The sequence below is a fragment of the Dictyobacter aurantiacus genome (genome assembly GCF_003967515.1).
GTDB classification, from domain to species: domain Bacteria; phylum Chloroflexota; class Ktedonobacteria; order Ktedonobacterales; family Ktedonobacteraceae; genus Dictyobacter; species Dictyobacter aurantiacus.
Genome location: NZ_BIFQ01000002.1, coordinates 1,700,056 through 1,723,096 on the forward strand (window position 1 = coordinate 1,700,056; position 23,041 = coordinate 1,723,096).

At 49.1% G+C, this 23,041-nt stretch carries 20 protein-coding genes; 10 read left to right on the forward strand and 10 right to left on the reverse strand.

Annotated features, from left to right (window positions below; translation table 11 throughout):
- Positions 1-21: 21 nt before the first annotated feature.
- The 3 genes from KTT_RS38000 to KTT_RS31665 all read right to left on the reverse strand — a co-directional run bounded on the left by KTT_RS38000 (position 22) and on the right by KTT_RS31665 (position 1,589).
- Positions 22-576: an RHS repeat-associated core domain-containing protein gene (locus tag KTT_RS38000; protein WP_503826474.1), complete on the reverse strand. Its 555-nt coding sequence runs from the start codon at positions 574-576 to the stop codon at positions 22-24.
- A gap of 235 nt (positions 577-811) precedes the next feature.
- Positions 812-1,036, reverse strand: coding sequence for a hypothetical protein (locus KTT_RS31660; protein ID WP_126601660.1), 225 nt, complete (start codon positions 1,034-1,036; stop codon positions 812-814).
- Between the two features lie 10 nt (positions 1,037-1,046).
- Complete coding sequence (locus tag KTT_RS31665) at positions 1,047-1,589, reverse strand: helix-turn-helix domain-containing protein (protein ID WP_160146277.1); 543 nt, start codon at positions 1,587-1,589, stop codon at positions 1,047-1,049.
- A 314-nt stretch (positions 1,590-1,903) separates the two neighbouring features.
- On the opposite strand from KTT_RS31665, the gene KTT_RS31670 reads away from it, so the two are divergent.
- The 3 genes from KTT_RS31670 to KTT_RS31680 all read left to right on the forward strand — a co-directional run bounded on the left by KTT_RS31670 (position 1,904) and on the right by KTT_RS31680 (position 3,716).
- Positions 1,904-2,179, forward strand: coding sequence for a hypothetical protein (locus KTT_RS31670; protein ID WP_126601662.1), 276 nt, complete (start codon positions 1,904-1,906; stop codon positions 2,177-2,179).
- A gap of 18 nt (positions 2,180-2,197) precedes the next feature.
- Positions 2,198-3,097: a class I SAM-dependent methyltransferase gene (locus KTT_RS31675; RefSeq protein ID WP_126601663.1), complete on the forward strand. Its 900-nt coding sequence runs from the start codon at positions 2,198-2,200 to the stop codon at positions 3,095-3,097.
- Between the two features lie 169 nt (positions 3,098-3,266).
- A complete protein-coding gene (locus tag KTT_RS31680; RefSeq protein ID WP_126601664.1) occupies positions 3,267-3,716 on the forward strand; it encodes a hypothetical protein in 450 nt (149 codons plus the stop codon).
- Between the two features lie 283 nt (positions 3,717-3,999).
- On the opposite strand, the gene KTT_RS31685 is transcribed toward KTT_RS31680, so the two are convergent.
- On the reverse strand, positions 4,000-4,839 hold the full coding sequence (locus KTT_RS31685) for a class I SAM-dependent methyltransferase (RefSeq protein ID WP_126601665.1): 840 nt from the start codon (positions 4,837-4,839) through the stop codon (positions 4,000-4,002).
- A gap of 390 nt (positions 4,840-5,229) precedes the next feature.
- On the opposite strand from KTT_RS31685, the gene KTT_RS31690 reads away from it, so the two are divergent.
- Together KTT_RS31690 and KTT_RS31695 are read left to right on the forward strand one after the other, a co-directional pair.
- The gene (locus KTT_RS31690; RefSeq protein ID WP_126601666.1) at positions 5,230-6,024 is read left to right on the forward strand and encodes a hypothetical protein; all 795 of its coding nucleotides are present in this window, start codon (positions 5,230-5,232) and stop codon (positions 6,022-6,024) included.
- 17 nt (positions 6,025-6,041) lie between these two features.
- The gene (locus tag KTT_RS31695; RefSeq protein WP_126601667.1) at positions 6,042-6,872 is read left to right on the forward strand and encodes a class I SAM-dependent methyltransferase; all 831 of its coding nucleotides are present in this window, start codon (positions 6,042-6,044) and stop codon (positions 6,870-6,872) included.
- A gap of 215 nt (positions 6,873-7,087) precedes the next feature.
- Here the strand turns inward: KTT_RS31695 and KTT_RS31700 are convergent, their stop codons facing one another.
- Complete coding sequence (locus KTT_RS31700; RefSeq protein ID WP_126601668.1) at positions 7,088-8,002, reverse strand: phosphotransferase enzyme family protein; 915 nt, start codon at positions 8,000-8,002, stop codon at positions 7,088-7,090.
- A 105-nt stretch (positions 8,003-8,107) separates the two neighbouring features.
- A complete protein-coding gene (locus tag KTT_RS31705; protein WP_126601669.1) occupies positions 8,108-8,329 on the reverse strand; it encodes a helix-turn-helix domain-containing protein in 222 nt (73 codons plus the stop codon).
- A 170-nt stretch (positions 8,330-8,499) separates the two neighbouring features.
- Here KTT_RS31705 and KTT_RS31710 point away from each other — a divergent pair, with 170 nt between their 5' ends.
- The 5 genes from KTT_RS31710 (at position 8,500) to tnpC (ending at position 13,153) form a co-directional block, all read left to right on the forward strand.
- The gene (locus KTT_RS31710; RefSeq protein ID WP_126601670.1) at positions 8,500-8,712 is read left to right on the forward strand and encodes a hypothetical protein; all 213 of its coding nucleotides are present in this window, start codon (positions 8,500-8,502) and stop codon (positions 8,710-8,712) included.
- A gap of 2 nt (positions 8,713-8,714) precedes the next feature.
- Positions 8,715-9,191, forward strand: coding sequence for a hypothetical protein (locus KTT_RS31715; RefSeq protein WP_235845931.1), 477 nt, complete (start codon positions 8,715-8,717; stop codon positions 9,189-9,191).
- A 936-nt stretch (positions 9,192-10,127) separates the two neighbouring features.
- On the forward strand, positions 10,128-10,607 hold the full coding sequence (locus tag KTT_RS31720) for a DinB family protein (RefSeq protein WP_126601671.1): 480 nt from the start codon (positions 10,128-10,130) through the stop codon (positions 10,605-10,607).
- Between the two features lie 62 nt (positions 10,608-10,669).
- Positions 10,670-11,416: an alpha/beta fold hydrolase gene (locus tag KTT_RS31725; protein ID WP_126601672.1), complete on the forward strand. Its 747-nt coding sequence runs from the start codon at positions 10,670-10,672 to the stop codon at positions 11,414-11,416.
- Between the two features lie 138 nt (positions 11,417-11,554).
- Entirely contained in the window at positions 11,555-13,153 is a 1,599-nt protein-coding gene (tnpC, locus tag KTT_RS31730) for an IS66 family transposase (protein ID WP_235845932.1), read from the forward strand.
- On the opposite strand, the gene KTT_RS31735 is transcribed toward tnpC, so the two are convergent.
- The 4 genes from KTT_RS31735 to KTT_RS31750 are packed head-to-tail and all read right to left on the reverse strand — an operon-like array spanning position 13,150 to position 23,022.
- On the reverse strand, positions 13,150-14,313 hold the full coding sequence (locus KTT_RS31735; protein ID WP_126603295.1) for a cysteine desulfurase family protein: 1,164 nt from the start codon (positions 14,311-14,313) through the stop codon (positions 13,150-13,152). The two genes, tnpC and KTT_RS31735, sit on opposite strands and share 4 nt — an antisense overlap.
- Positions 14,303-19,618 carry an FtsK/SpoIIIE domain-containing protein gene (locus KTT_RS31740; protein WP_126601673.1) on the reverse strand — a complete coding sequence of 1,772 codons (5,316 nt, stop codon included), beginning with the start codon at positions 19,616-19,618 and terminating at the stop codon, positions 14,303-14,305. The genes KTT_RS31735 and KTT_RS31740 overlap by 11 nt, the downstream gene beginning before the upstream one ends.
- Positions 19,619-21,190: a hypothetical protein gene (locus tag KTT_RS31745; RefSeq protein WP_126601674.1), complete on the reverse strand. Its 1,572-nt coding sequence runs from the start codon at positions 21,188-21,190 to the stop codon at positions 19,619-19,621.
- Positions 21,187-23,022 carry a hypothetical protein gene (locus KTT_RS31750; RefSeq protein WP_235845933.1) on the reverse strand — a complete coding sequence of 612 codons (1,836 nt, stop codon included), beginning with the start codon at positions 23,020-23,022 and terminating at the stop codon, positions 21,187-21,189. The genes KTT_RS31745 and KTT_RS31750 overlap by 4 nt, the downstream gene beginning before the upstream one ends.
- Positions 23,023-23,041: the final 19 nt, after the last annotated feature.

A 23,041-nucleotide genomic window follows, 5' to 3' on the forward strand; every position in this document is an offset into this window, starting at 1 on the left:
ATGATGGGTGATAGCGATGGGTTATAGTCCGAGTCGACATAGGTGGCTTTGTTGCCGATCGGGCTGGTCCATGATTTCTCGCCAGCGTTGCCCTCGCGGAAGAGGCCCGTGGGATCCGTGGCCGTTTCGGGATTGCCGCCTACATAGGTGTAGGGGGTCATCTCCCTGCAGGTTCCCTTCGATCGTGTCGGGCGCCGTAAACTGGCCCACGACCGGATCGTAGTAGCGGGCATTGTAGTAGTCCAATCCCGATGAGTCGGCGTACTGGCCGGTAAAGCCTTTGGCCGTGCCCATGGCGCCCTGAGCGTAGCGCTGGTTGCCGTAGGGGCCGTAGGTCTGGTTGCCCAGAACAGCGGCCCTGTTGGCGGTGTTGGTAAAGGTTTCAACGACGCTGCCCAGCGAGTCGGTCAGGTAGAACTGTGTGGTGCTGCCGTCGGTCTTTCCCAGTAGGTGTCCACCCAGGCTGTAGTAGTAGGTGCCACCAGTAGTGGTGCCCGTACTGTTATAGGTGTGCTCCTCCAGGCCGCAGGCGTAGACGGTCAGGCTGGTGCCGGCCGAGGTGGTGCTGCGGCGCAGGGTGCGGGATACTCCATTGTCGTAGGTATACCATTCCTGGTTGCTGCTCTATTAAAAAAAAGGAATAGGTGGATCAAAATACCACGCTGGTTTCAGAAGGGAAAAATCTTGTAGATAGGCCTCTACTTCATGTTCTAAAATATCAACGCTTAAAATCCTCTTATATATATAATTTATCAAAAATTCATCTACTTCATCTTCTCTTTCCAAATATTGGTCTCTATTTCATATTTTTTCAGCCAAAATCTTGTATCGTTGTGATCTCTATTAAGAATCTTGGATAGCCTAGATACATTTCTTGGAAACTGCTTTCTGATAAATCAGATGCTTCTTTCGGCGCTGGTACATAAGAACCAATGATAATAAATGCGCTTAATTCAGAAGATGATGATGGGATCTCAGCAGCCAAAGACGTACCAATAAAAAGATTATTCTCTTGAAACATACTAAATTTACTCATAATACCACCGTTATGTATGCATCAGCACCGTATTTTCAGTATATTGAGCAGTATCCCAGTCTAATTCATCCATCAAATCCTTTTTTAATGCCTCCAATGCCACATTGATATCCTCTTTATGTGGCATGACTGTACCGCGCCAAATAAGAATGATCGTGATTTGTTCGGGGTGAGCAGTATTACTTGCGATAGATCGAATCACTGTGCCGGGAAATGTATGCCTGTTCTCCTGCCGAATGAGATCTAATCTCTGAAAAAAAGTGTCCTCTTTACCAGAGCGTATCTGTACATGGATGAGAACCATATGCTGAACATTCTTACCAGAGGAAATACGCCAGGGAGGTGTATTTTTGCGTGGCCTACCAGTATTCCCGCGTCTGAAATTTGCTACCTCTTCTTGGGGGATCAATAGAATATCAGCGGCACGAACAGCGGGAAGCCTCCCAGTTTCAACGTATTCGTAGACGGTTCTTTCCGCCAGAGCTAGTATTTGCGCAGCTTCTTTTATCGTTAAAAAGCCTGTAATGTTTGGTAGATCAGCATTGTTACTCATAGGGAACAGTTTATTGCTTCGCATTATTTATTAATATTGATCTGATTTGCGGTATTTACAAATACCGCAAATTGAGTTATACTCCTCATATCGGTGAAAAGACTTTTCTCTGCAATCCAAATCAAGATGATGAATGAAGGTCTAGAAATTTACCACCTATTTTGGGGTTTTTCTTATAGCTTTATAGATTGGTACATTCATCATGAACCATATGTCATTCCTTCATAGCGATAGTATACAGATGCATCGAGGGAATGCTCGATATGAGGTGCGTTTCCATTGCTAGTAGTGATAGGAGAAAAAGGGGAAACTCTATGTTAGAAAGTGACGTGGCGCAACTGCGAGAGCGTATCGCCACTGAAATTGAGGCCATGAATCAGGCACTGAACGGGTACGCGTCAGTTGCACAACACCGTGTCATTAATCGTAAATATACCCAGTTGGGTACGTATCAAGTACAACTCAGTACGCTCGTGGGACCAACGGATGCTCTGAAAATCCTTACGGAAGAGCTAGATGCTCATGCATCCGATGGTCTTCCTGCTTCAGCCTCTTCCTACAAGAACGTATCGAATAAGCGCTTTGATTGAGAAAGGAAGGTCCAATCCATGGGAATACGCCTCCATCTCTTTCACCGCAAACGCCGTACGCGGGCGACACAATCACACCATTGTTGTACTCCTACGGCCATCATTGAAGGTCGTAGGCACCGAACAGACGTGCCCTATCTGCTGCCGAAGGATCATCAGGAGATTCACCGCCTGGATTTTCAGCACTTTGGGTTGAAGTGTGTCGTCGGCGCGAATTATAAGGCTCCTCTGGACTTGATGCAGGTCCACACTCTCCTAGATGTGGGGAGTGGAACGGGCAGATGGATGAGTGAAATGGCTCAGGAAGTTCCCCATGCCCGGATTGATGGCATTGATATTGAGCCACCTGCATCGTACGTGAACTTTCCTTCCAATTGTTTCTTTCAACAAGGCAATATCTTGCAAGGACTTCCCTATCCTGATCATGCCTTTGATTATGTCCATCAACGCCTCCTGGTGGGGGCGATCCCCACGTATCTCTGGCCCTTTACCATGAAAGAACTGGTGCGTATTACCCGCATAGGTGGCTGGGTGGAATTGCTAGAAGCGGGAAGGGTCTTCTCTCACCGCGGCCCAGCTACCACGCAGTTGAATACGTGGTGGGACGCCAAAGCCCCACAGATAGGCTTTGATCTGGCCTTAATGCCCACGCTTGACGAACTTTTGATGTCTCATGGTTTGCAACACGTTCATTTAGAAACCATCCAGATTCCGCTTGGCAAATGGGCCGGGAGGGCTGGAGATCTCCTCGGACGAGACATGTATGAAGTATTCAAAGGATTCAAGGGATTTTATGTGGGAACCCTTGGCGTTGATCCGATGGCATTTGACCAGGTGGTCTCCGCTTTGCCCGGGGAGTGGGAACAGTATAAAACCACGTATGAGTTCTATCTCGTCTATGGACAAAAGTGTCTGTGAAGGTTGGGAGGTATCGTGTCGAGAGACAAAGATTTCTTAAGCATGATTGAGTGGCTCAAAGGGCGTGTAGTCGGAGTGAACAAATTCCTCATGAAACCGTTTCAGGTGCGACATCTTCTTGCGGTTGTTGAGACCTCTCTGGATAACCGGCCTTGTCAGGAGCGATGAGATGGGTGAAGAAAAAATACGGTTAGAAACGTTACGCGGAACGATGCACATCGATATTCCTGGGACAGCTGCCGCTGCGGGTGTTCCTCCCCGCGTCGTCTATTTCATGCTCATTGGTCAGCCTGTCTCTAAAGAGCATGCAAACAAAGTTTTGGAGGTGCTTTCCACGCCCAGGAGACGGCTTACCCTGGAGAACGTTGATATTGTGCTGTGGGATGATTTTTTGCTTCTTTACTGTATCAGGGCAACCGACGGCGTGCATTTTGAGCACGATCAATTTACCTGTGTCTACGCAAAGAATGAAGCGTATGCACGAATGTTAACTGCAGCCTGGTTTGATCACGTTCGGGAAGCTCTTCCTCAGGTCTATTGTACGCCAATCCCTTATGGATTAATGATAGGGGATATGCATATTGTTGGTTGCAGAGGGGAGCGCTCAGAAACGCCATGATAGAAAACATCTATGCATGTTAGTATCACGAAGTGAATTCGTGGTGATGTCGCCAGCGCCTTTGTTCTCATCTATGAATGAGCTGATAGCCAGGACGCCTGGTTTTTCATTTGGTCTGAAATGAGATACATCGCACGTCTCTTCTCAACAGCAAGAGGCTATCATGAGGCTGTTATAGAGCTCTGGTAGCCTCTTGCTGTTGTAAGTAAGTGGTGGCACACGAGAAAACGCGCCCCTCAAGAACAAAGCTATGCTGTGGGCTCGTAATCATACATAGAAAGCACTAATTTTTGCGCCCCCAGATAGTCATTCCGTATTGTAGTGCATGAAAGTTTGGAAGCGCAAATTCTATCTCCATTTGATGTAAAAAAGGGATAATCTGCTCTTGCGTGATAATGCGATGATGTGCCATATACGGCAAATCTTGTTGGGCTTGCAAAAGCAGGTCGTGGGTCCACCCTTTGTGAATAGCTGTTCCGTAAGAAAAATTGATGAGATGGGGGAGAAGGAACGTTTCAAAAAAATGATCGGAAAGAAGAGGTTCTAATTCATAGAGGCTGCCCTGATCTTGACGAGTATGTGAAAACGATTGCTTCCGATCTTCTATCTGACTGTACCACTCATGTAACTTTTGTAAAGCAGGAGAGTTTGAGCGAGCATACTCAAACGTTGTGAACCGAATACATCCACCTTTTTTCAGCATCCGTTTACATTCGTTGAGCAGATGGATCCATTGGTCATACCGTACGGACAAATGAATGCATTGAAGAGAAATAATGTCGAAAAATGCGTCTTGAAAGCGATCAAAGTCCGTATAGGATGCTATGTGGAAGACATCGATATTCGGAAATGCTTTGCACCGGTTTGCTGCGCAGCGGACCATGGTTTTACGTGTATCGACACCAATAATATGTGCATTTTTATACCTTCGTGCACATTCTAACATCCACCCACCTGGACCACAGGAGATATCGAGAACATGCGTAAGATGTTTTGTAATAGAAGGATATACTTGAGATACCCCTGGTAAAACTTCTCCCATGCAGGTGGTTAAAAGAGGATGCTTATTGGTTAACCTCGCAATTTCGATAGTCTCGTCGTGTATTTGGATTTCAGATCGCATAGGAAGCTCTTCACTCGTTTCTTTTATACTTTGCACTACAAATAGCCATGCATCTAAACGAAGCAATCAAAAAACTTGCCTGGAGCCACACCTAAGTGAAATACCTAAGTCCAAATAAAAAGATAACATTTATGATGCTTATTTGTCAACTTTGTTAACAAATAAATTTATATTGCTTTTTATTACTGCTATATTATTGCTTTTCACCTCATAGGCTATGCTCTATCGCTACGCGTGTTTAGAATAAGAACATTATACAAAAGCAGGCATTTTGTATACAAATTGAAGATAAAATGTGATCGTTGTTATACGTTATTATATATAAGGGTTGTCTACAGTCAGCGGAAATGTGTCCGTTGGCATTATTCTCTCTTTTTACAAGGTGGTTCTATGCGTGAGAACTGGCGAGATATGTTAGGAAACATAGTTGCTGATGATAAAAGACATAAGATGCTCGAGGCTGAGCTTAATATAAGCGCAATTACTATTGATCGATGGATAAGCGGTGAATCAAATCCTCGTATGAATAATGTCCGAGCGTTACTAGCTGCTGCATCTTTAGAGAATGATTTCAAAAAATGTCTGGCCCAGGCATATCATATGGAAAGCAATGTTGATGAGGCTCAAGACCAATATACCAGGGAAATTTCCGGCATCCTATATGATTCCATATTAAGAGATTTAGCAACAAGAGCGGATACATTAAGAACATGGGGGGTTATTGCCCTCTGTCTCAATGATATGGCAGTACGTTTGGAAGCACAAGCATATCGCGCTCACTATATTGTATCTCAATGCTACTCTCAACAAAATAAGCTTCTTCTTAAAGAACGATATATATTTTCTCATACAAGCAGAACGACACAGCGCATACTTACCGATAGCTATTTGCATTCAGAGACATTACCATTTATTGCTGTTAGTGTAGGGCATGATATACTAGGACAGGATGGACGTGTAACGAATCAAATTGGAGTGGAGCATATTAAGTCTTCAGCTGCATTTCCATTACTCCGCTTTGGGAGCGTTGCTGGCTGTTTTACTGTGTGTAGCGAAGAAAGTTCGTATGCTTCATTGTTTTATCGATATTTTGAAAAGTACAGTGTTCTGTTATCACTGGCATTTGCAGACAATGATTTTCTTTCGATAGCTGAGCTTTTAGATACTGATAATAACAAAGAGTAGCGCGAGAGGACATATTCATGGATAGGAACGATTACTTTATCGATCCAGAGTCAGCGACTGAAATGGCTCGTCTTTTAGAGCAAGACAAATTGATCACGGGAGGGAAACCACTTCCAGAGCAAAGCGTAGCGTCTCTTGACCATATCACAGATGTTCTTGATATTGCATGTGGCCCAGGAGGATGGGCGTTAGAATTAAGCCGCCTAGCGCCACATATGCATATCACTGGTATTGACATCAGTGAGCGTATGATTGCATTTGCCAATCAGCTAGCCAGAGCAGAATCAGCAAATGCCCATTTTATAAAGATGGACATCAAAGATCTCTCGTTTGAAATGGAAACATTTGATCTGATTAACATGCGTTTTATTAGTGGTTTTATGTTGCGAGAATCCTGGATGCCATTAATCGAAACATGTAAATCATTGCTGCGGCCTGGAGGTATTTTGCGCATCACTGAAAGTGAGGCCGCTGTGACCAATAACGCCGCGCAAACGGAAATGACGGACTATATTGTGCGCAGTATGTACTTGTCGCATAGAGGATTCAATCCAAGTACAACTATGGGCATTGTGAATAAGCTCCCCTATTTTTTACGACAGGCAGGATTTACGCCTGTGCATATTTATCCATCTGCGATCGATATCAGTTATGGCCAGGAGCAGGCTCAAGCAGTACAGCAAGATTTTTCGATTGCGTTACATTTGCTGAAGCCATTTTTATTGCGCGCAAACATCATACATTCCCCACAAGCATTCGATGATCTGCTTGAACAAATGCGCGATGGCTGGTCTCGCCCCGATTATACAGGCATCTGGTTTCTTTTAACTGCGTGGGGCATCAAGTAAACCATTTCTTGATGGATCCCACTCTCTGATTCTGAACACCGACGAACAGACGCTGACCAAACATGGCGCAAGCCTGAGGTGTTTAGAGCGCCGACAGAGACATGCTGATTACCGAACACCAGTGGGCACGACGCTTGTGGCACTGAGTGCCGCCTCCGATGGTGCTGGAACACTCGCCGATCTATCTACCGCCCTTTTTTTCTAGACAATGTTTTTCAGGTTTGCTCAAGCATCATCCGATTTTTTTGTAGCGCCCTTTCATTGGTGAAGGGATCAGCATATCCGAGCGTTGCCTGATGAGTCAGGCGCCAGGCGAAAAATTTGGCTACTTGCGCGGAATGCAACGCCTGATAGTATTGTAATCCTTCCAACTCGTATGGTTGGATCGGTGCCTCAGCCTGATAACTGCGTAAGAATTTGTCAGTAAGAGCCTGGCTGGAAGTGAAATGTTCTGCGTTCAAGGCGACATCGAAGAGTAATGGTTCCCAACTGACCGCTCCCCAGTCAATTATACCTACCTGTTGGGTGGCTTGATCATAAAGGACATGTAAGCTATCCCCATAGAGAGTGCCATTGGTGACGCCCTTGCTTTCTTCAAAGGTTTCCACCGCCTTGGCTGCCTGATAGATCAACTCTGACAATCCAGGCTGAGTATGTACTTCTTCTGCTTCTTCCCTCAAATACCCAAAGAGACGATCCCCGTTACCTGGACGAAACTGTTCACGCAACCAGATAGTATGGATGCGACCGAGCAGCGAACCGATCATATAGGCGCTCTCAGATTGATCAAAATGGATCTGTTCTCCTGCCACGAGATGAAGGAGCGCTAATGGGTGATAGCGGGTTGGGGGGCCTTCCACCATGACTGTTCGTTTCCCGGTTCCTGTTCGCAGCGGCGAACCACTTGCGATTCCGGCACGCTTAATTATCTCTGCTGTGTGCAGGCCGGTCTCGAAGGCCTCCTGGGTATCATAGGCAAATTTCGCGACAAAGCGTTCTTGGGAGGTCTCAACATACCAGACGTCAGCTGTGAATCCCCCGGGGATACGTGTAATCGTGAAAGGCTGAGAAAGCGACCAGGCACCAAGTGCCGCTATCAGTGTTTCGTCTGGCAACGTAAAATGCATCATGTATTCCTTTTTGTGTGGTTTATTGAGCTGTTATGAATCTGCCAATATAAGGGATAGCAAACAAGAAGAGAGAAATACATGTATGCATAAAAAGATGTGACGCGTCTATATTTGTTTGTTTGGAGAGGGGGGAACATCTTCTATCAGATCTTTTACGGAGACTTCTAATGCTTCAGCTAATCGTGCCAGTGTAATCGTCGTGATCTCAGCAAAGGGATCGTGGACGATACGATAGACCGTACGATTATCTAAATCAGCCCTCCGTGCTAATTTAGCTATGCTTATCCCCTTTTCTTCAGCCACCTCTTTGACTCTGAGACGTAACATGATGACGCTCCTATGTATTCGTTCCAGGCAAGTGTATCAGAGCGAAAAGATTAACAGAATATGGTAATAACGATAGCGTTGCGTAGATATCGTTGTAATGTATGCATTGTAATGCTATTATTATGATGCTAACCTTTTTCTTTACTGCATCGGATAGAAAGGAGCATCTCTTGAGTGAAGTTGCAGCCTTGAGACAGCAAATAGAAATGGAATGTGAAGTCATGAAGCGAGCGATGAGCGGCTTCAAAGTCACAGCATCTCACGATATGATTAATTATCAATACACATCGATCGGTAATCTACAGGAGCAGTTAGCGGCTATTGTCGGCGAACAAGAAGCGGCACAAATCACTGTGGAAGCTTATATTCAAACAATGGGATAGTGATGATGGAAGAGAGAAAGAAGAAACCAACTTTAGAGCAGATCCGAACGCTTCATTTTTTTGATATCCCTACTCTGGCAACGCTTGCAGGATTAGAGACCAGAACCGTGTATCATGCGCTTCTTAGGCAGCCAGTTTTTCAGCGCGATGCCGAGAAAATAGTCGCTGCCCTGGCACGACACATTGGTCTGGAGCTATCGCTGGAGCAGGTAGATATCGTGGTATGGGAAGAGTATCAGGTGCTCTGGACCATACGGGCTAGTTCGAATGCTCCTGGAGAAGAGGGCTCTACAGATGCCTACCACTTTGTCTATGCTCGTGATCAGCAACACGCAAGAACTCTGGCCAGAAAGTGGCTTGAACAGGTTCCACACTTATCTCATCACTCGTACACAGCCTGCCCAAATGGCTTTCAAATCGGCTGTATCTCTATCCCTGGATATATACAGAAAGAAGGATGTTTACTGCCGATAGAGTGAGCTACTGGTGCCAGAACGTGTGAGGGCCGAAGAGACCTTATCTTTTATCTCCACCGTCTCTTCGGCTTTCTTTGCTGTTACTCCTCAGGAGTGTCCTTCCTCAATGCAATTTTTATATAGGCTCGATCGTCGAATGAAACGTTCCCACGTTGTAATCCCTTTGTAGTTTTGTATTTGCGGAAGAGCAATGGGTCTTCTTGCAGGACCTCCTGGAGTGCTAGTTCGGATGCTTCCAGGGTTATCTTGTACATATGGATAGCCGTTGGAAGCGAGCACAATAGTAGTGGCGTCAGCGGGCAATGGGATAACGTGGAAGAGCCAACTATCTATTGCCTCGTACTATAGAAGATATGAGAAGATATGTTTGGTCAACTGAGCTTTCTGTATAACTTCCTACTATAGCGAGGCGAGAGGATGCCTTTGGAGACATCCTCTCATCTTGCTATTCATACTCAGTGATTGAGAATGTGCGTATCCTTGATCAAAAGTAGTGGGAGGGTTGATGTTAGCAGTTGTGAATTCTGGGTCGACCAGAGTATTTTCCCTGTGGCAGGAGCGAAGCTGGTAACATTGTGGACTATTGATGATGCAATAAGGCCGCTCGTGTCAGTCATGTAGAGGTTCTTTTTAGTAAGCGAGTAATAGCAAATAAAACAATAGAAGTATTAGAATATTGGTAGCTACATTTATATTTTCCAATCTTGTAACTACCCAGGACCCCTCGCCGCATGATGCTTGATGCCTTTGGTCAGTCCAACGTGAGCAAAACAAAGGCGGCCATATGAGGAGTGTCTGTCCTCCCTTGCTGGTGGGTCTCCTAGTATAGCAGAACGAGGGAGCAAGCGCATCGTTCAGAAGGACGGTGTGCTTGCTCCCTCGTTCTGCTATACTCGGCGCTTGTTGAGATTTGACGAGATCATACTAAGGAGTAAAGACATGTACAACACTGCACAAGATTTGTTGGATGCTCAGCGAGCCACACCTGAGGTGTTGGAGGCCCTATTAGATGGTTGCACACAAGAGCAAGCCACTGCGGCACGGGGTGGTGACGAGGGATGGTCAGTCGTCGAGGTCGTCTGTCACCTGCGTGACGCTGAAGAGGAGGCGCTCTCCCGCATGCGCCTCATGCGTGATAACATTGCCCCGGTGATCGCTGCCTACGACCAGGAACGTTGGGCGAGAGAATACAATTATGCTCAGGCTTCCTTGCAAGATGCCCTGGCTGCCTTCACTCGCTTCCGCACCCAACATGTGAACGAACTGGTGCAGCTCTCCCCACAGGAGTGGGAGCACTCTGGGCAGCATGAAGAACAGGGCACTATTACTATCAGCAGCCACACCCTGCACATCGTTTCCCATGACGCTATTCATGCCGCGCAGATTGCAAGACAACTGAAGAACGTGGTTCTGCCCTGACATAAGGTAAGCGAATCGTCGCTCAAATCGAGCGGCGAACGTGTTCAAAAAGGAGCAATGCAATGGCGCAAGTCAAACCCATCATTTTCATTCATGGTCTCTTTCAGGGACCATTCAGGCCAGGAGTAACGGAGTTTCTTTCACCAAATCCTGTCTCCATCCCTGATCTGCCAGGGTATGGAACACATCGACACGTTCCCCCTGAAGCGATCTCGGTCGGCGCTGCGGCTGACTTCATCTGTGGGCATATACACGAACTGGGATACGATCAGGCTCACCTGGTAGGACACTCGGTTGGCGGAGCAGTCGCCGTCGTTATCGCGAGCCGTTATCCCGAGGCTGTCGCCTCCATTGTGAGCGCAGAGGGAAACTTCACCCTGAATGACGCGTTCTGGTCCCAGCGGCTCGCACAGATGGACAGGAGCGAAGCGGAAGCTCTGCTTGAATCCTATCGTGCCAATCCGCGCGCCTGGCTCGCCGGCTCCGGGATCGATGCCACGCAGGAGCAGGTTGAGTTTGCCGCACATAGTCTGGCTGCCCAGCCCAGCTCCACGCTCCAAGCAATGGCCGGTTCGGTGGTTCAGACAACTTCGGATGCATCCTATCTTCAAGCAATCGCCACCATTCTTGACCAGTCGATCCCATTCCACCTGGTTGCAGGTTCACGCTCACGAGATGGGTGGGATGTTCCTCCATGGGTTCTCCAGCGGGCGACCAGCGTCACGATACAACCGGGTGCGGGACATATGATGATGCTGGAGGATCAGCAGAGCTTTCTGTCCATCATTCGCCAACTCATTCCAGTGTAGGGGAGTCAAGCTGCCTCTTGCAAGGGTTCAGGCGTTTTTGCTCACGTTGGACTGACCAAAGACATCAAGCATCATGCAGCGAGGTGCCCTACCCAGGACCCCTTGTAAAGGGGTCCTGAAAACGAGTAAACTGCGGATATGACAGAAGAAGAAGCCCAGGAACTGAGAGAAGAAAACGCAGCGCTCAAAAAGGAATTAGCGCAGAAAGACAGCCGGATAGCGGAGTTAGAATCTCTGTTGATGGCGGCGTTATTGCGGATCGAGGAACTGGAGAGGCGGTTAGGAAAAGATAGCCATAACAGCAGCAAGCCGCCATCGAGCGATGGGTTGCACCGAAAAGTCCGGGAGAAACGAAAGAAGAGTGAGAAGAGCTCTGGCGGACAACAGGGCCATCCCGGCCACACCCTCAGTCAGGTAGCGAAACCGGATCGCGTCCTCATGCACCGTCCAGAGACGTGTGAAAATTGCCACCAGGACTTGCAGCACATCCCAGGGAAAGTCAAAGAGCGGCGTCAAGTCCACGATTTGCCGGAATTACGCCTGGAAGTCGAAGAGCATCACGTGGTGGAGATCTGTTGCCCGTGCTGTCAGGCCAGGAGCCGAGGCAGCTTTCCCGCCACGGTGCGAACAGCAGCTCAATATGGCCCTCGCGTGCAAGCCCTGGCGGTCTATTTGTCCCACTTTCAACTGCTGCCGATGGAGCGGGTGTGTGAGACGCTCTCCGATCTCTGTCACTGTCGTCTCTCGGAAGGCACCCTGCTCAATTGGATTGAGCAGGCCACACACCTCCTTGAACCCACCCACCAACGCATCAAAACGTTGCTGGTGCAAAGTGAACTGCTGCATGCTGATGAAACGGGCGTGCGGATCAAGGGGATCTTGCATTGGGTCCATGTGAGTGCGACCACCTTTCTGACTTTGTATAGCTGGCATCGCAAACGTGGAAAAGAAGCGATGGACGCCATCGGGATTTGGCCGAACTTTCAGGGGCGGGCTATGCATGATCGCTGGGCCAGTTATGACCAGTATGATTGCGCTCACAGCCTCTGTGGAGCCCATCTCTTGCGCGATTGTCTCTTTGTGGCTGAGCAAGAAAAGCAGCCGTGGGGACAAAGGATGTTCGGTCTCCTGCTGCAGATGGTCCAGACCACCGACCAGGCGCGCTCCACTGGTGCAGGTGCCCTTGTGCGAGAGGTACGCAACGACTTGATTGCTCAGTACTTCGACATCTTGGCGGCGGGATTTGCTGCGCATCATCCCCAAGCTCCTCCCATACCCCACAAACAAGGGCGACGCAAACAGGATGCTTCGAAAAATCTGCTCGACGCTCTTTTGAGGCGTGCTCAAGACGTGCTTGCCTTCCTGGATGACTTGACTTTGCCTTTTACGAATAACCTCGCCGAACGAGACTTACGGATGATCAAAGTCCAGCAAAAAATTTCCGGGACCTTCCGCAGCAACGACGGGGCGACGGCCTTTTGTCTCATTCGCAGTTACTTGTCAACCATGCGCAAGCAGGGACGCTCCATGCTGGCTGCCCTGGCTGCCGTTTTTCAAGGTTCTCCCCTCCCCATTGCATTGGGTCCTGGGTGGTTACCCAATCTTTTTATCTCAACAAAAGAGAAGTTTTTTTATAAAGTCTTAAAGAAGTATGCGCTAGCGTTAAAGATAAAAGTTATATGTTATTCACATATAAAAAGAGAGCTGCAAGCTTTTACAACTCTCTTTGTTGGTTAGCGTTTTTGGTTGATGGTTTGGTAGGTTTGAGCGAGAAGTTGGGCGGCAGCGGTAATGTCGTCATCGGTGGTGAATTTGCCGATGCTGATGCGGAGCGCTCCCCCAATGAGGTTAGCGGGGAGGTGGATGGCTTGCAGGACGTGCGAAGGGGCTTCCACACCGGAGGTGCAGGCCGATCCTGTGGAGATGGCGAGTTGGTGGCGGATGTGGGCGATGAGGATGCTGTTATCGAGATCAGGGATGGAGATGTGGAGGTTGCCCGCTAGACGATGGTTGAGATTTCCATTGATGACGATGTTGGGGATTTCGGCCTGTAGGAGGCTTTGTAGACGGTCTCTTTTGACTTGAATCGCTGCCTCATCCTGGTCCATTTCCTGATCGCGCAGTTTGCAGGCCTCGCCAAGGCCAACGATGCCGGGGACGTTGAGGGTGCCGGAGCGCATACCCCTCTGGTGCCCGCCTCCATGGATGAGGGGGACGAGATTGGCGTCTGATTGCACGAGGAGGGCGCCAGACCCTTTGGGACCGTACATTTTGTGCGCGGAGAGTGCCATGTACGTAATGCCGGTGGCATCGAAGTCAATGGGGATTTTTCCGGCCGCCTGCGTTGCGTCACAGAAGTAAGCGGCGTTGTATTGGGCCGCGATGCTGGCGATTTCTTGGATCGGGGCGATGGTGCCAATTTCGTTGTTGGCAGCCATGATACAGATCAGGTCGATACCCGCTTGGCAGACCTCTTTCAGATAGTTCAGATCGATGCGCCCTTGTTGGTCGACTCGTAGCCAGGTCAGTGTGGCTTTCTCTTGCTGTTCGAGGGCCTGACAGGTGTCAAGGACGGCTTTGTGTTCGATCGGGGAGACAGCGATGCGTTGGCGGATACCACGGGCATGGCAGTGTCCCTGGAGGGCCAGATTGATGCTCTCTGTTGCTCCAGAGGTAAAGACGATGTTGCGCGGGACTGTGCCGAGCAGGGTCGCGACGTGGCGGACAGCGGTCGCCACCGCTGCTTCTGCTTCATCTCCATAGACATGGTCGGTGCTGCTGGCGTTGCCGTACGCCTGGGTCATGTAGTAGAGCATGCGCTCTACTACACGTGGATCCATAGGTGTGGTGGCATGATAATCCATGTAAATGGGTTTTTTCTGGGTATTAGCGTTCATTATCGTACTTTCTAATTGCTTCCACAACTTGGAGTTGATCGTCGTTGGAGAGGAATGGGACCTGCGCATAGGTGATTTCTCCACCCAGTTTGGCTGCCAGGTGTCCTTTGCCCAACAGTTTTTCGGCTCCCTTTTCTCCCAAGGCGATTTCAGAGGTACCCTGACTTTCAACGCGTAAGATCAAACGGTTGCCCAGATTGTCTCGTAGCTGTGGTGGCAATATGTTGGCTTCTGGCCGTTGGGCCGCGAAGATGAGGTGAATGCCTGCTGCGCGGGCTTTGGTGCCCAGACGTTGTACCGACGCGGAGACCGCCTCTTTATATTCACTTACCAGCATCCAGTCGGCGAACTCGTCATGCACGAGCCAGAGGACTGGCAAGCGTTCCTCGGGAGCGACCTTTTTGTTGTAGTCGACCAAGTTGTTGACCCTTGCCTTCGCTAAAAGATCATAGCGCTGGTCCATCTGGGTGACAAGCGAGGCGAGGATCTCCTGTGCCCTCCCTTGCTCGGTGATGATGCCTTCCCGTAGATGGGGCAGATCCAGGAGTTGTTGGTAGTCCACACCTTTTTTGGGATCGATCAAGTAGATGTGCGCAAGTTTGGATGAATTGGTCTGACAGATGTCGAGCAGCAAATTCTGCATCAACACCGATTTGCCACTGCCCGTCGTTCCGGCAATGAGCGTATGAGGCGCGTGCTGCTGGACTTTATCGTTGGACTTGCCTACATTAAGGTAGAGGATCTCGCCATCCATCTCTTTAATGCCCAGAATAAAGCACAGGTTCATCTCTCCTGGTGCAGCGAAGTATTCTCGTTCCTTCCACACATCGAGCAAGGAGACGGTTTCTCGCTGTGGACGCGCAATCGAGACGATGATCTCGCCTGGCTGAGCCGTAATATTGAGGAGGGAGAGGCCATGTGTGGTGAGCAAGACCGATTTTTTCTTCTCAAGATCCTCAACTTTCAGGTGGTCTGAACCTTTGAGCCGAATAAGCAGCGCGTTTGGCGTCAGGCGCGAACCCAGGATCTTGGCCTGAAGGTTGTAGCCGATAAGCGCGCTCCGCAATGTTTGTTGAATATTCTGGCTCCATTGCTCATTCTTCTCGATTACATCGGTTTTGGTCGCGACCTGGCTAGTTTGTGTGCTCGTACCTGGCAGTGGGTTGTGGATCTGTGTGAGAACCGAACCCGAGGTAGTAACTGGCGTCTGATTGGGTACAGTGTTTCCATTGCTTGTTACGATGTGTTCGCCAGAACCATTGCTGCCTATGACGCCTGGGGTCGTTGGTGCATGACCATTGGATGATGCCACTCGCGTAGCAGCAGGTTGTGCCTTCCACAAGGCGTCTGGTGCAGGATAGTGCGGTGTGTGCACATCCCATGGGCGATCATCCCCTAAACTAGTGCGGACAGGCATGCTTGATCTGTTGCGGTAGAGTGCCAATAGAAGATCCTGGATGTTCTTGCGTCCAAAGACTTCCTGATAGCAGCCGTCGACCCCTGCGAGTTTGACTTGAGGATCGTCGCTGAGCACAACGTCTGGCATGGGTGAGAAGACGTGCGAATAGCCTTTGACTTCGATCTGCAGTTTGCCCTTGCGCAGATTATCACGCCACTGCTGGATATCGATGGCTTGGAGCGAGTTGACCTGAATACCATCAATTAACAGATCGCTTAACCGGGCTAACCAGATATCACGGTCCAGACGGCTGGGATTCTGGAAGAGGGCATCTTGAATGCGTTGTACCGTCTCTTTTAGCTGTTTCTGCGAAGTTTTGCGGGCATCAGCCACGTTGGCCTCGAAGTATTTGGCTTCAGAGATAATGATTTTTAAGGTGGGGACGCCATTGTATTCGCAGAGAGCCAGGGCCATGATGTCTGCGATTTGTTGCTCATCTTGCCCCAACCAACTTGCGTAGTCATCAAGGAAGAACCAGCCAACGGGCTCGTTGGATTGCAGTTCGGATGCGATGAGGCTTTTGCTGAGTACCAGCCCGATCAACTCACTGGCATTGGCACCACGGCGAGCGGCGCGCAAAACGATGTCTCCAGAGAGCGTTTTGGCTTCATTGATACATCGTTTGGCTAACGCTTCGATATCAATCTCACTGGAGAGGCTGAGTTTCTCCAGGCGTTGTTTGACAAGCACCTGCAGCAGTTGGAACGATGAGGTGGAAGAAATGATCAGGTTGCGATCCTGGGCGCGATTTTGCTGGTACTTAATGACGGTAACATCTTGATGCTGGAGCAGACGTCTCTCCAGCAGGTCATCATAGTTGACCACCCACTCACCAAGTTGATGAACTTCCTGGAAAATGTGTTGAGTTTTATTATCTTGAAACGAAACCTGGCGTGATGGGATGAAGTGTTTCCCTTTTTCTGTCTGTTGCTCAACCACATCATGAATGGCATCTAGATAGGCTGTGCCCACAGCGGGTTGGCTGGGACAGACCAGATAGACGATCGAGCGCAAATCTCCATATGCCGTGGGATGGCGGCGCGACCAGCGGGCCGGGAAATGCTGTAAGGGCTGCGGAACATCACTGTCGCCGTCCACCGATATCCAGACAATCTGGGCTTGCCGCGAAATGACATCTTGCAAGAAGACGATGTCGGTCATTTTCTCCTGAGAGTTGCCGTTGGTCTCGGCATCGGTCGCCATAATACCAATGCGTAAACGCGACATAAAATCATTCTCAGATTCACTGGCAATAAACGCATCAGGATCACTTTCGACGACATTGATCATTTTTTCGTATAGCTCGCTCAGTTTCTGCGTATCCTGGTGACGCAGGATGATCTGGCAACACACCTCATTGGCGGTCTTATTCTCGTAGAGCGATGAGAGTTTATCGACCACCGCCATAGGCAAACCTTTAGAGTCACAATTGTAGAGGACGATACCCATGTTGGATCGTTTATGGGGCTGCAGTTCCAGGTAGCGGCGAATGACCTCGCGCACCTTTTCTGACGCTTCCTGCGGATTCTCATTGGTTGTTTGATCAGTATCGTCGCGCAAGGGAACTTCCATCAAGCTATAGTCGTTGACGGTATCTGATAGGCCGAGGAGTCTGGGTTGCTCACCCTGGAAGCCCACGGTCACCTCTGGATAGTAAGGATGACTCATGTCGTTCTTGAGGTGGAAGAAGAAGAGCCGATCGTCACCAAACTCGACATCAGGAGTCTCGATGAGGTATTTGACAAAGTGGGCAATCTGGCGTGCCTTCACCGAGATTGAGAGCAAGCGCAGCGGATGCCAGGGGGTCACAATGGCGGCCGGTTTCCCTTCCTGAATGCGAACTGTGCCAATTTCTAACACGGGATGCCAGAGATCGACACGGTTTTTATCTCCCGTGGCATGTTGCTGGAGCATCTGGAGTAGATGACAGTAGGCATCGGCCTGGTGGAGAATATCGTCACTGGCAATACCTTCCGCATCGGCGAAGCTCTGGATGGCTCTGGTATAACTAGCGGCGAATGTATTCCAGGCTTGTTTAAGTATTTCCTGCCCATCTGGTGGAAGGCGTCTATCTTTCTCTGCCTCCTGAAGTCTGGTCAGAAAGATTTTAGACGCATCCTGTGCCTTGGTTGAAGTGCTGACCAGCGAGCCTCTATCCTGGCTGAAGGCCGCCTCAAGGGTGCTAACATCACTTAAGGATACTTCCTGCAGATGTCCCTTTTTACTGACTGGTTCGCGATTGACCGATGTCAGTAGGAATGGTTTTCTGCTCAAGCGGTTCAGGTCATCATTGAGTTCCATCCCAATGGAGGTGGGATTGCACTTCCAGATTAGTTGGGTTGTTGCCACCTCTTGTTTGCCATGCAGGACATAGGTCAGGCTGACATGGAACTTGAGTTGTGTGGCATCGCGTGAGGCGGACGTATTCGGGGTAAACTTCTCGCCTTTGCTGTTGATCTTGCTTTTTTGATCCTCAATGAGCTGATCATATTCAAACAGCCAGAAGGTTTGCCACTCGATGAATGGACTGGTCAGCGTATCGAATCCACGGTAGCGAGTACAGAAATAGAGGCCAACATCCTGGTTGAGTGAATTGAGCCACTTACTTTTTCCCTTTTCATACTGGGTTTTCACTGTGAAGTACCGTTTTGCCTGGGCGCCGCCAGCCTGGGCGATCAATCGTTCGATGCAATCAAGCAAGCCAACGATAAAATCGGTACACTCAATCGGTTTCCCATAGACGAATTTATCCCATTTCGCTTTGAGCTGGCGTTTTTTATCCAGGGTCAGATGATGATGATCGTAGAACTCTCTATCCTCATCAATCGGCTCGCGAGTCTTCCGCTTCGAGAGGGTTTCCAGGTAATTCAGATCTTCCGGCGTAAGCTCATCAGGATTTTCGTCTTCAAAGAACTCCCTGGTCTCGGTGGCGAGATCTAACTTCTTAACTTTGAGGCCGGTAAAGAGCCCACTGATGCCATCTTTCTCCCACTCGAATTGAGCAAGTTGAGCGCTCTCTTCGGTCCAGTCATCAGGTGCGCTGAGAAAACGCTGAATAACTGGATGAGCCTCTAATATGATCTCATCCTTCACATTGTTGAACTGTTTTAGGAGATCATCATCATCAATGCGTTGCTGATTGGGGAGATGCTTGCGCAGGAGCGTCGCTCGTTTGGAGATCGCTTCCTGATAGAGTTTTTGCCATTTGGTGACATTGGTGCGATTTTTTTCGGGGATGGCCTGGAAATATCCCGTATCCCTTGGAATTTCCAGGACGGGGAGGGCATAGCCAAGTGCATCAATGAGTGGAAGATGTTCTTCCTCGATGCAATTATGAACTTGAACTACATACTCAGCGAACATCTCCAGGGTATACTCATTCGCTTGCTGCAAGCCGGTCAGAGCCTTTGCCCATTGCTTCTTCTGCTCATCTGTTAGTGGAAGCGTGCGACTGGCAATGGTAATCCAGGTATTGATGTTGGACTTCAGCTCCTTCGCATTGAGAGAGGCAAGCTCATTTAAAGACTGTCCCTGATCATCATCATTATTTGCGAGGATGAGAATGGGTTTGTCGCAGGGAGCATTGCGCCAGTAGGTGGTACGCTCTTTGGTTAAGATTGACTCTGGTAACTGCTCGCCTTCAGAGAAGGCGCGTGGAATCTTGATCTCAACGACGTGCTGTAGTATAGGATCGCTCAGGACCTGGCGACAAATTTCCGCTACCTGCGCGGGTGTAAGGCGGTCCAACAGGAATCGGGCAACGGTGGTGTCCTGCTCTTCACGTGTTCCCAATGATTGTTTGATGATATCAGCGGCTACCAGACCGATCAACTGATGTGTATTCATTTATTGGCGCTCCTGGGCGAATGGGTTTTCAACGTAAGCACATGCATCTGAGAGCCGTTTCAGCAGGCCGAGACTCGCTAGACGATCTTCCAGTCTCTTAGCATTCATCGTAAAGTCATCTTGTTCAGCTTTTTTTGCATCGAAGTACTGTAGCGCCTGCTTAGGGCCAATAATAAAGCCATATTTCTCATAGAGCTGATGCAGGAACTCTTGAAATTCCATGCGACCCGAAACGGTACATAAGACAAGCGTTTTGATCAGTATGTCCTTTGGCGTGTAGCGGATGTAGCGACTGCTACGCCTGGAAGAGAGGCCGATCGCGCTGCCCCAAACACTATGGACTTTCTCAAGGTGTTTCTGATGCCGGCTGAAGACGCGCGCTTTAAATTCTCGAATAGCCTTTTCCGCGTCCTGATTAGCATCAATTTTGTCCGCATCTTTTAGGGCAAAGTCATCTCGGAAAAGATCGCGCAAGGTTGCAATATCATTATTCGCGATCGCCTCTTGCCAGTCAGCAGCCGCGATTTTTTGATCGATGTATGCTTCAAGGGCCTGTTGCGTCAGGCGGTTATTTTCCTGATAGGAGGCGGTGGCCAGCTGATGGACGCTGTTTTTTTCAGGACTGATGATCTCCAGCACAAAGGTAACGCGGTCCGCGCGCTGGATGGTTTCACTGGCGCGCTCTAGAATATAGAGGATCATGTGCAGACCCATAATTGTTACGATGTGTGGAAGGGCATCATATCCAGGCATTGAGCAGCGGAAGATATTGAGCCAATCATCGGCGAGATTTTGGTATCTTTGGCGTGTGCCGCCGGGGAGATAGGCTCCTTCCCTGGGCTTGCTTGGGTTGGGCTCTTTAGATTCATCGGGCTGGAGCGCTCGCACGATTTTATCCCATTTATTGGGTGTGAAGAGCAACTTTTCAAACTCAGGCACTAACTCCGATGCCCGATTGCTACGGCAGAGCATCAGATAGAGAATTTCGCCGGTACGGGCAAAGAACCGTCTATCGTTGGTTACCGATCCTCTGGTAGAAACGGCGACATCTTCATAGAAGCAAGAAGGTCCGTAGGGGAAGACAAATTTTGAGCTCCAGCGCTTGTTGCTATCGCCCTCGATGGCTGTTCCACGGAGAAAATCGATCACCTTCACAAAATCAGTAAATTTCTCGAAGCGCTGCTGCAAGTAGTGAAAGTCAGGCTGCTCGCTTAGGCCAGCTCCGCTCTCTTTCATATAGTTTAACCAACGCTGCCAGCGCCCCTCCTCGTTGGTCGTTTCCTTCACAACAGCGACCAGGCGAGGATTGTTAAAGAGGATGTTGCGTAAGTAGAGCCGGTACTGTGGAAGATAGCTCAGGGTATTGGGTTTGGCCTCGACGAATGCTTGCTGATTTGGATCTTGATGAATAGAGTAGAGAACTCCCAAAAATTCAAGAAAGCAGAGCCAGGGTGTTTGCTCATTGTAGATACGGTGGCCCCAGATCTCTTCGTCCACCAGCATATCAACTTCAATACTTTTATTGATAGAAGTATCTGGTGTGTTGTTGGAAGTATTTGGTGATGTAATCATGAAAATTGGACCTCCAGCGAGCTCTCTTTGATATCCCCTTCATTGTCAAGATAGATCATGTTCAATGTTAACTCAGCATCCGGATCGTCATCATATAACCTGCGACGGTAATCGAGCTGACGCAACAGATTGGTTTTGAACGATAGGATGTCTTCGTAGCACTCACGCGAGAAACTGCTCGGGAGGGCACCCTCAGCAACGCGACACAGAAATTCAAAGCGTGTTAGTTGAAGGCGTAGCGGTACCTGGAGGCCATCCTCTTTCCCAAGCGAAACAGTCAGGAGAGGTCGCTCATTATGATCAAGTTCAAGGTTGACATAGACACCGGCTTTTTTGGAGACGGATACATAGTCTTCTAAGACATGGCAGACGCGTGCCTGGGAATGGCTGCCTGAAGTGGCCAGGATTAAATGTTCCGCCTCATGGGCGAGGAGCCCGGTGAAGATGCGGTTCAGGCCCTGAACCAGGCGTGCGAGCGATTGTTTCGAGGTGATCTTGCCACTCTGACGCAGTTTCTCAATGATATCAAGGTACTCGCCAGCATATTGGAATACAGTCAGGCTCCACAGTTTGGTCGCTGCCGCCGCTTCTGGCGGGAGTGTGAAGAATAGGCGTTGACGTTGCGCACGCAACATCGACAGAAACTTTTCTCCATTGTCAGCTGTAGTGCCTTCGAGATAGGCGTTTTGTTGGCTCTGGAATGAATGATCGGCCCCATAGTAGGTGTCGGAAAGCACAAAGCGCTGATAGTTCTCTTTCTGCGAGGGATCATCCTGTCCAAAGATCAGCATGCTATCGACGCTACTATTAGTCTCGTTGCCAATGCCGAAGCGATTGAGCGCCACAAAGACTTCAGTGGACTGGCGGCGGCGCTTTCCGAGGTTTTCACCAAAGATATTGCGGTACAGACTCGCCTGGGCTGTATCCCCGTTATCAATCACCTGTACAACATCTTTACAGGTCATGAGATGGTCCTTGGTATTGGGATGACCGAGGATCATATTGGAGACCAGCAGGAGCAGTTGTCTGACTGGAATGTGGACGTTGTTGAGTTCACATAACTCAAGTAGCTGCAGGATGCGCTCACGCGTTGTGGGATCGTTCTGTAGTCGCTCTTTATTCTCCCAGATCGGGCACTGTTGGGTAGAGGCGGTCGCCTGCCGGAAAGGGCACTGATCGCATGTCTGCCAGCCTTCATGATTGAGCACCGCATCAAGTATACGAGGAAAGACGCGGCGAATGGGGAGGCGGCTCAGATTGTAGAGCCGGAGCGCGAAGTCTGGATTATCCCTCTGCTCATTGACCAGCAGATTTTCAATAGCTTGACGTACTTTGACAATTTGTGGCGTCGCAGTGACATCACGCCACTTTTCCATTAATTGCCCATCATTGGCAGCGATGAGATAGACATATTCAGTATTCTGGCGATCGATGGATGCCGCGATCTGGGGCAATTCCGTCTGTGCCTCTTCGGCAGAGAACTCGCTCAGGTCTTTAATTACAATCAATGTACGACCAGAAGGAAGGCGCAAGGTGCGGATCTTGCTCTTCTGCGTCCAAGCAGCTTCTGTGCCATTAAGGGCCGTCCAGATTTGACGGCAATAGTAGGTTTTGCCATCGCCAGCGGTACCAGTGAGAATGACCGAGACAGGTGTATTGGATTGAAAATTGTCGATGAGAACATCTAAATATTCCGCAGTAAACGAGACGGGGTGCATCTTTTTGCTGCGAGCTGCTTTTTGAATAAACTCGTCATACATATTGTCATTGGTTGGTACGGGGCCATATTGACGGAGAAAGCGTATCCATGCAGAGTCATGAAAAGCCATCATATTCCTCGTCTTCTTATGT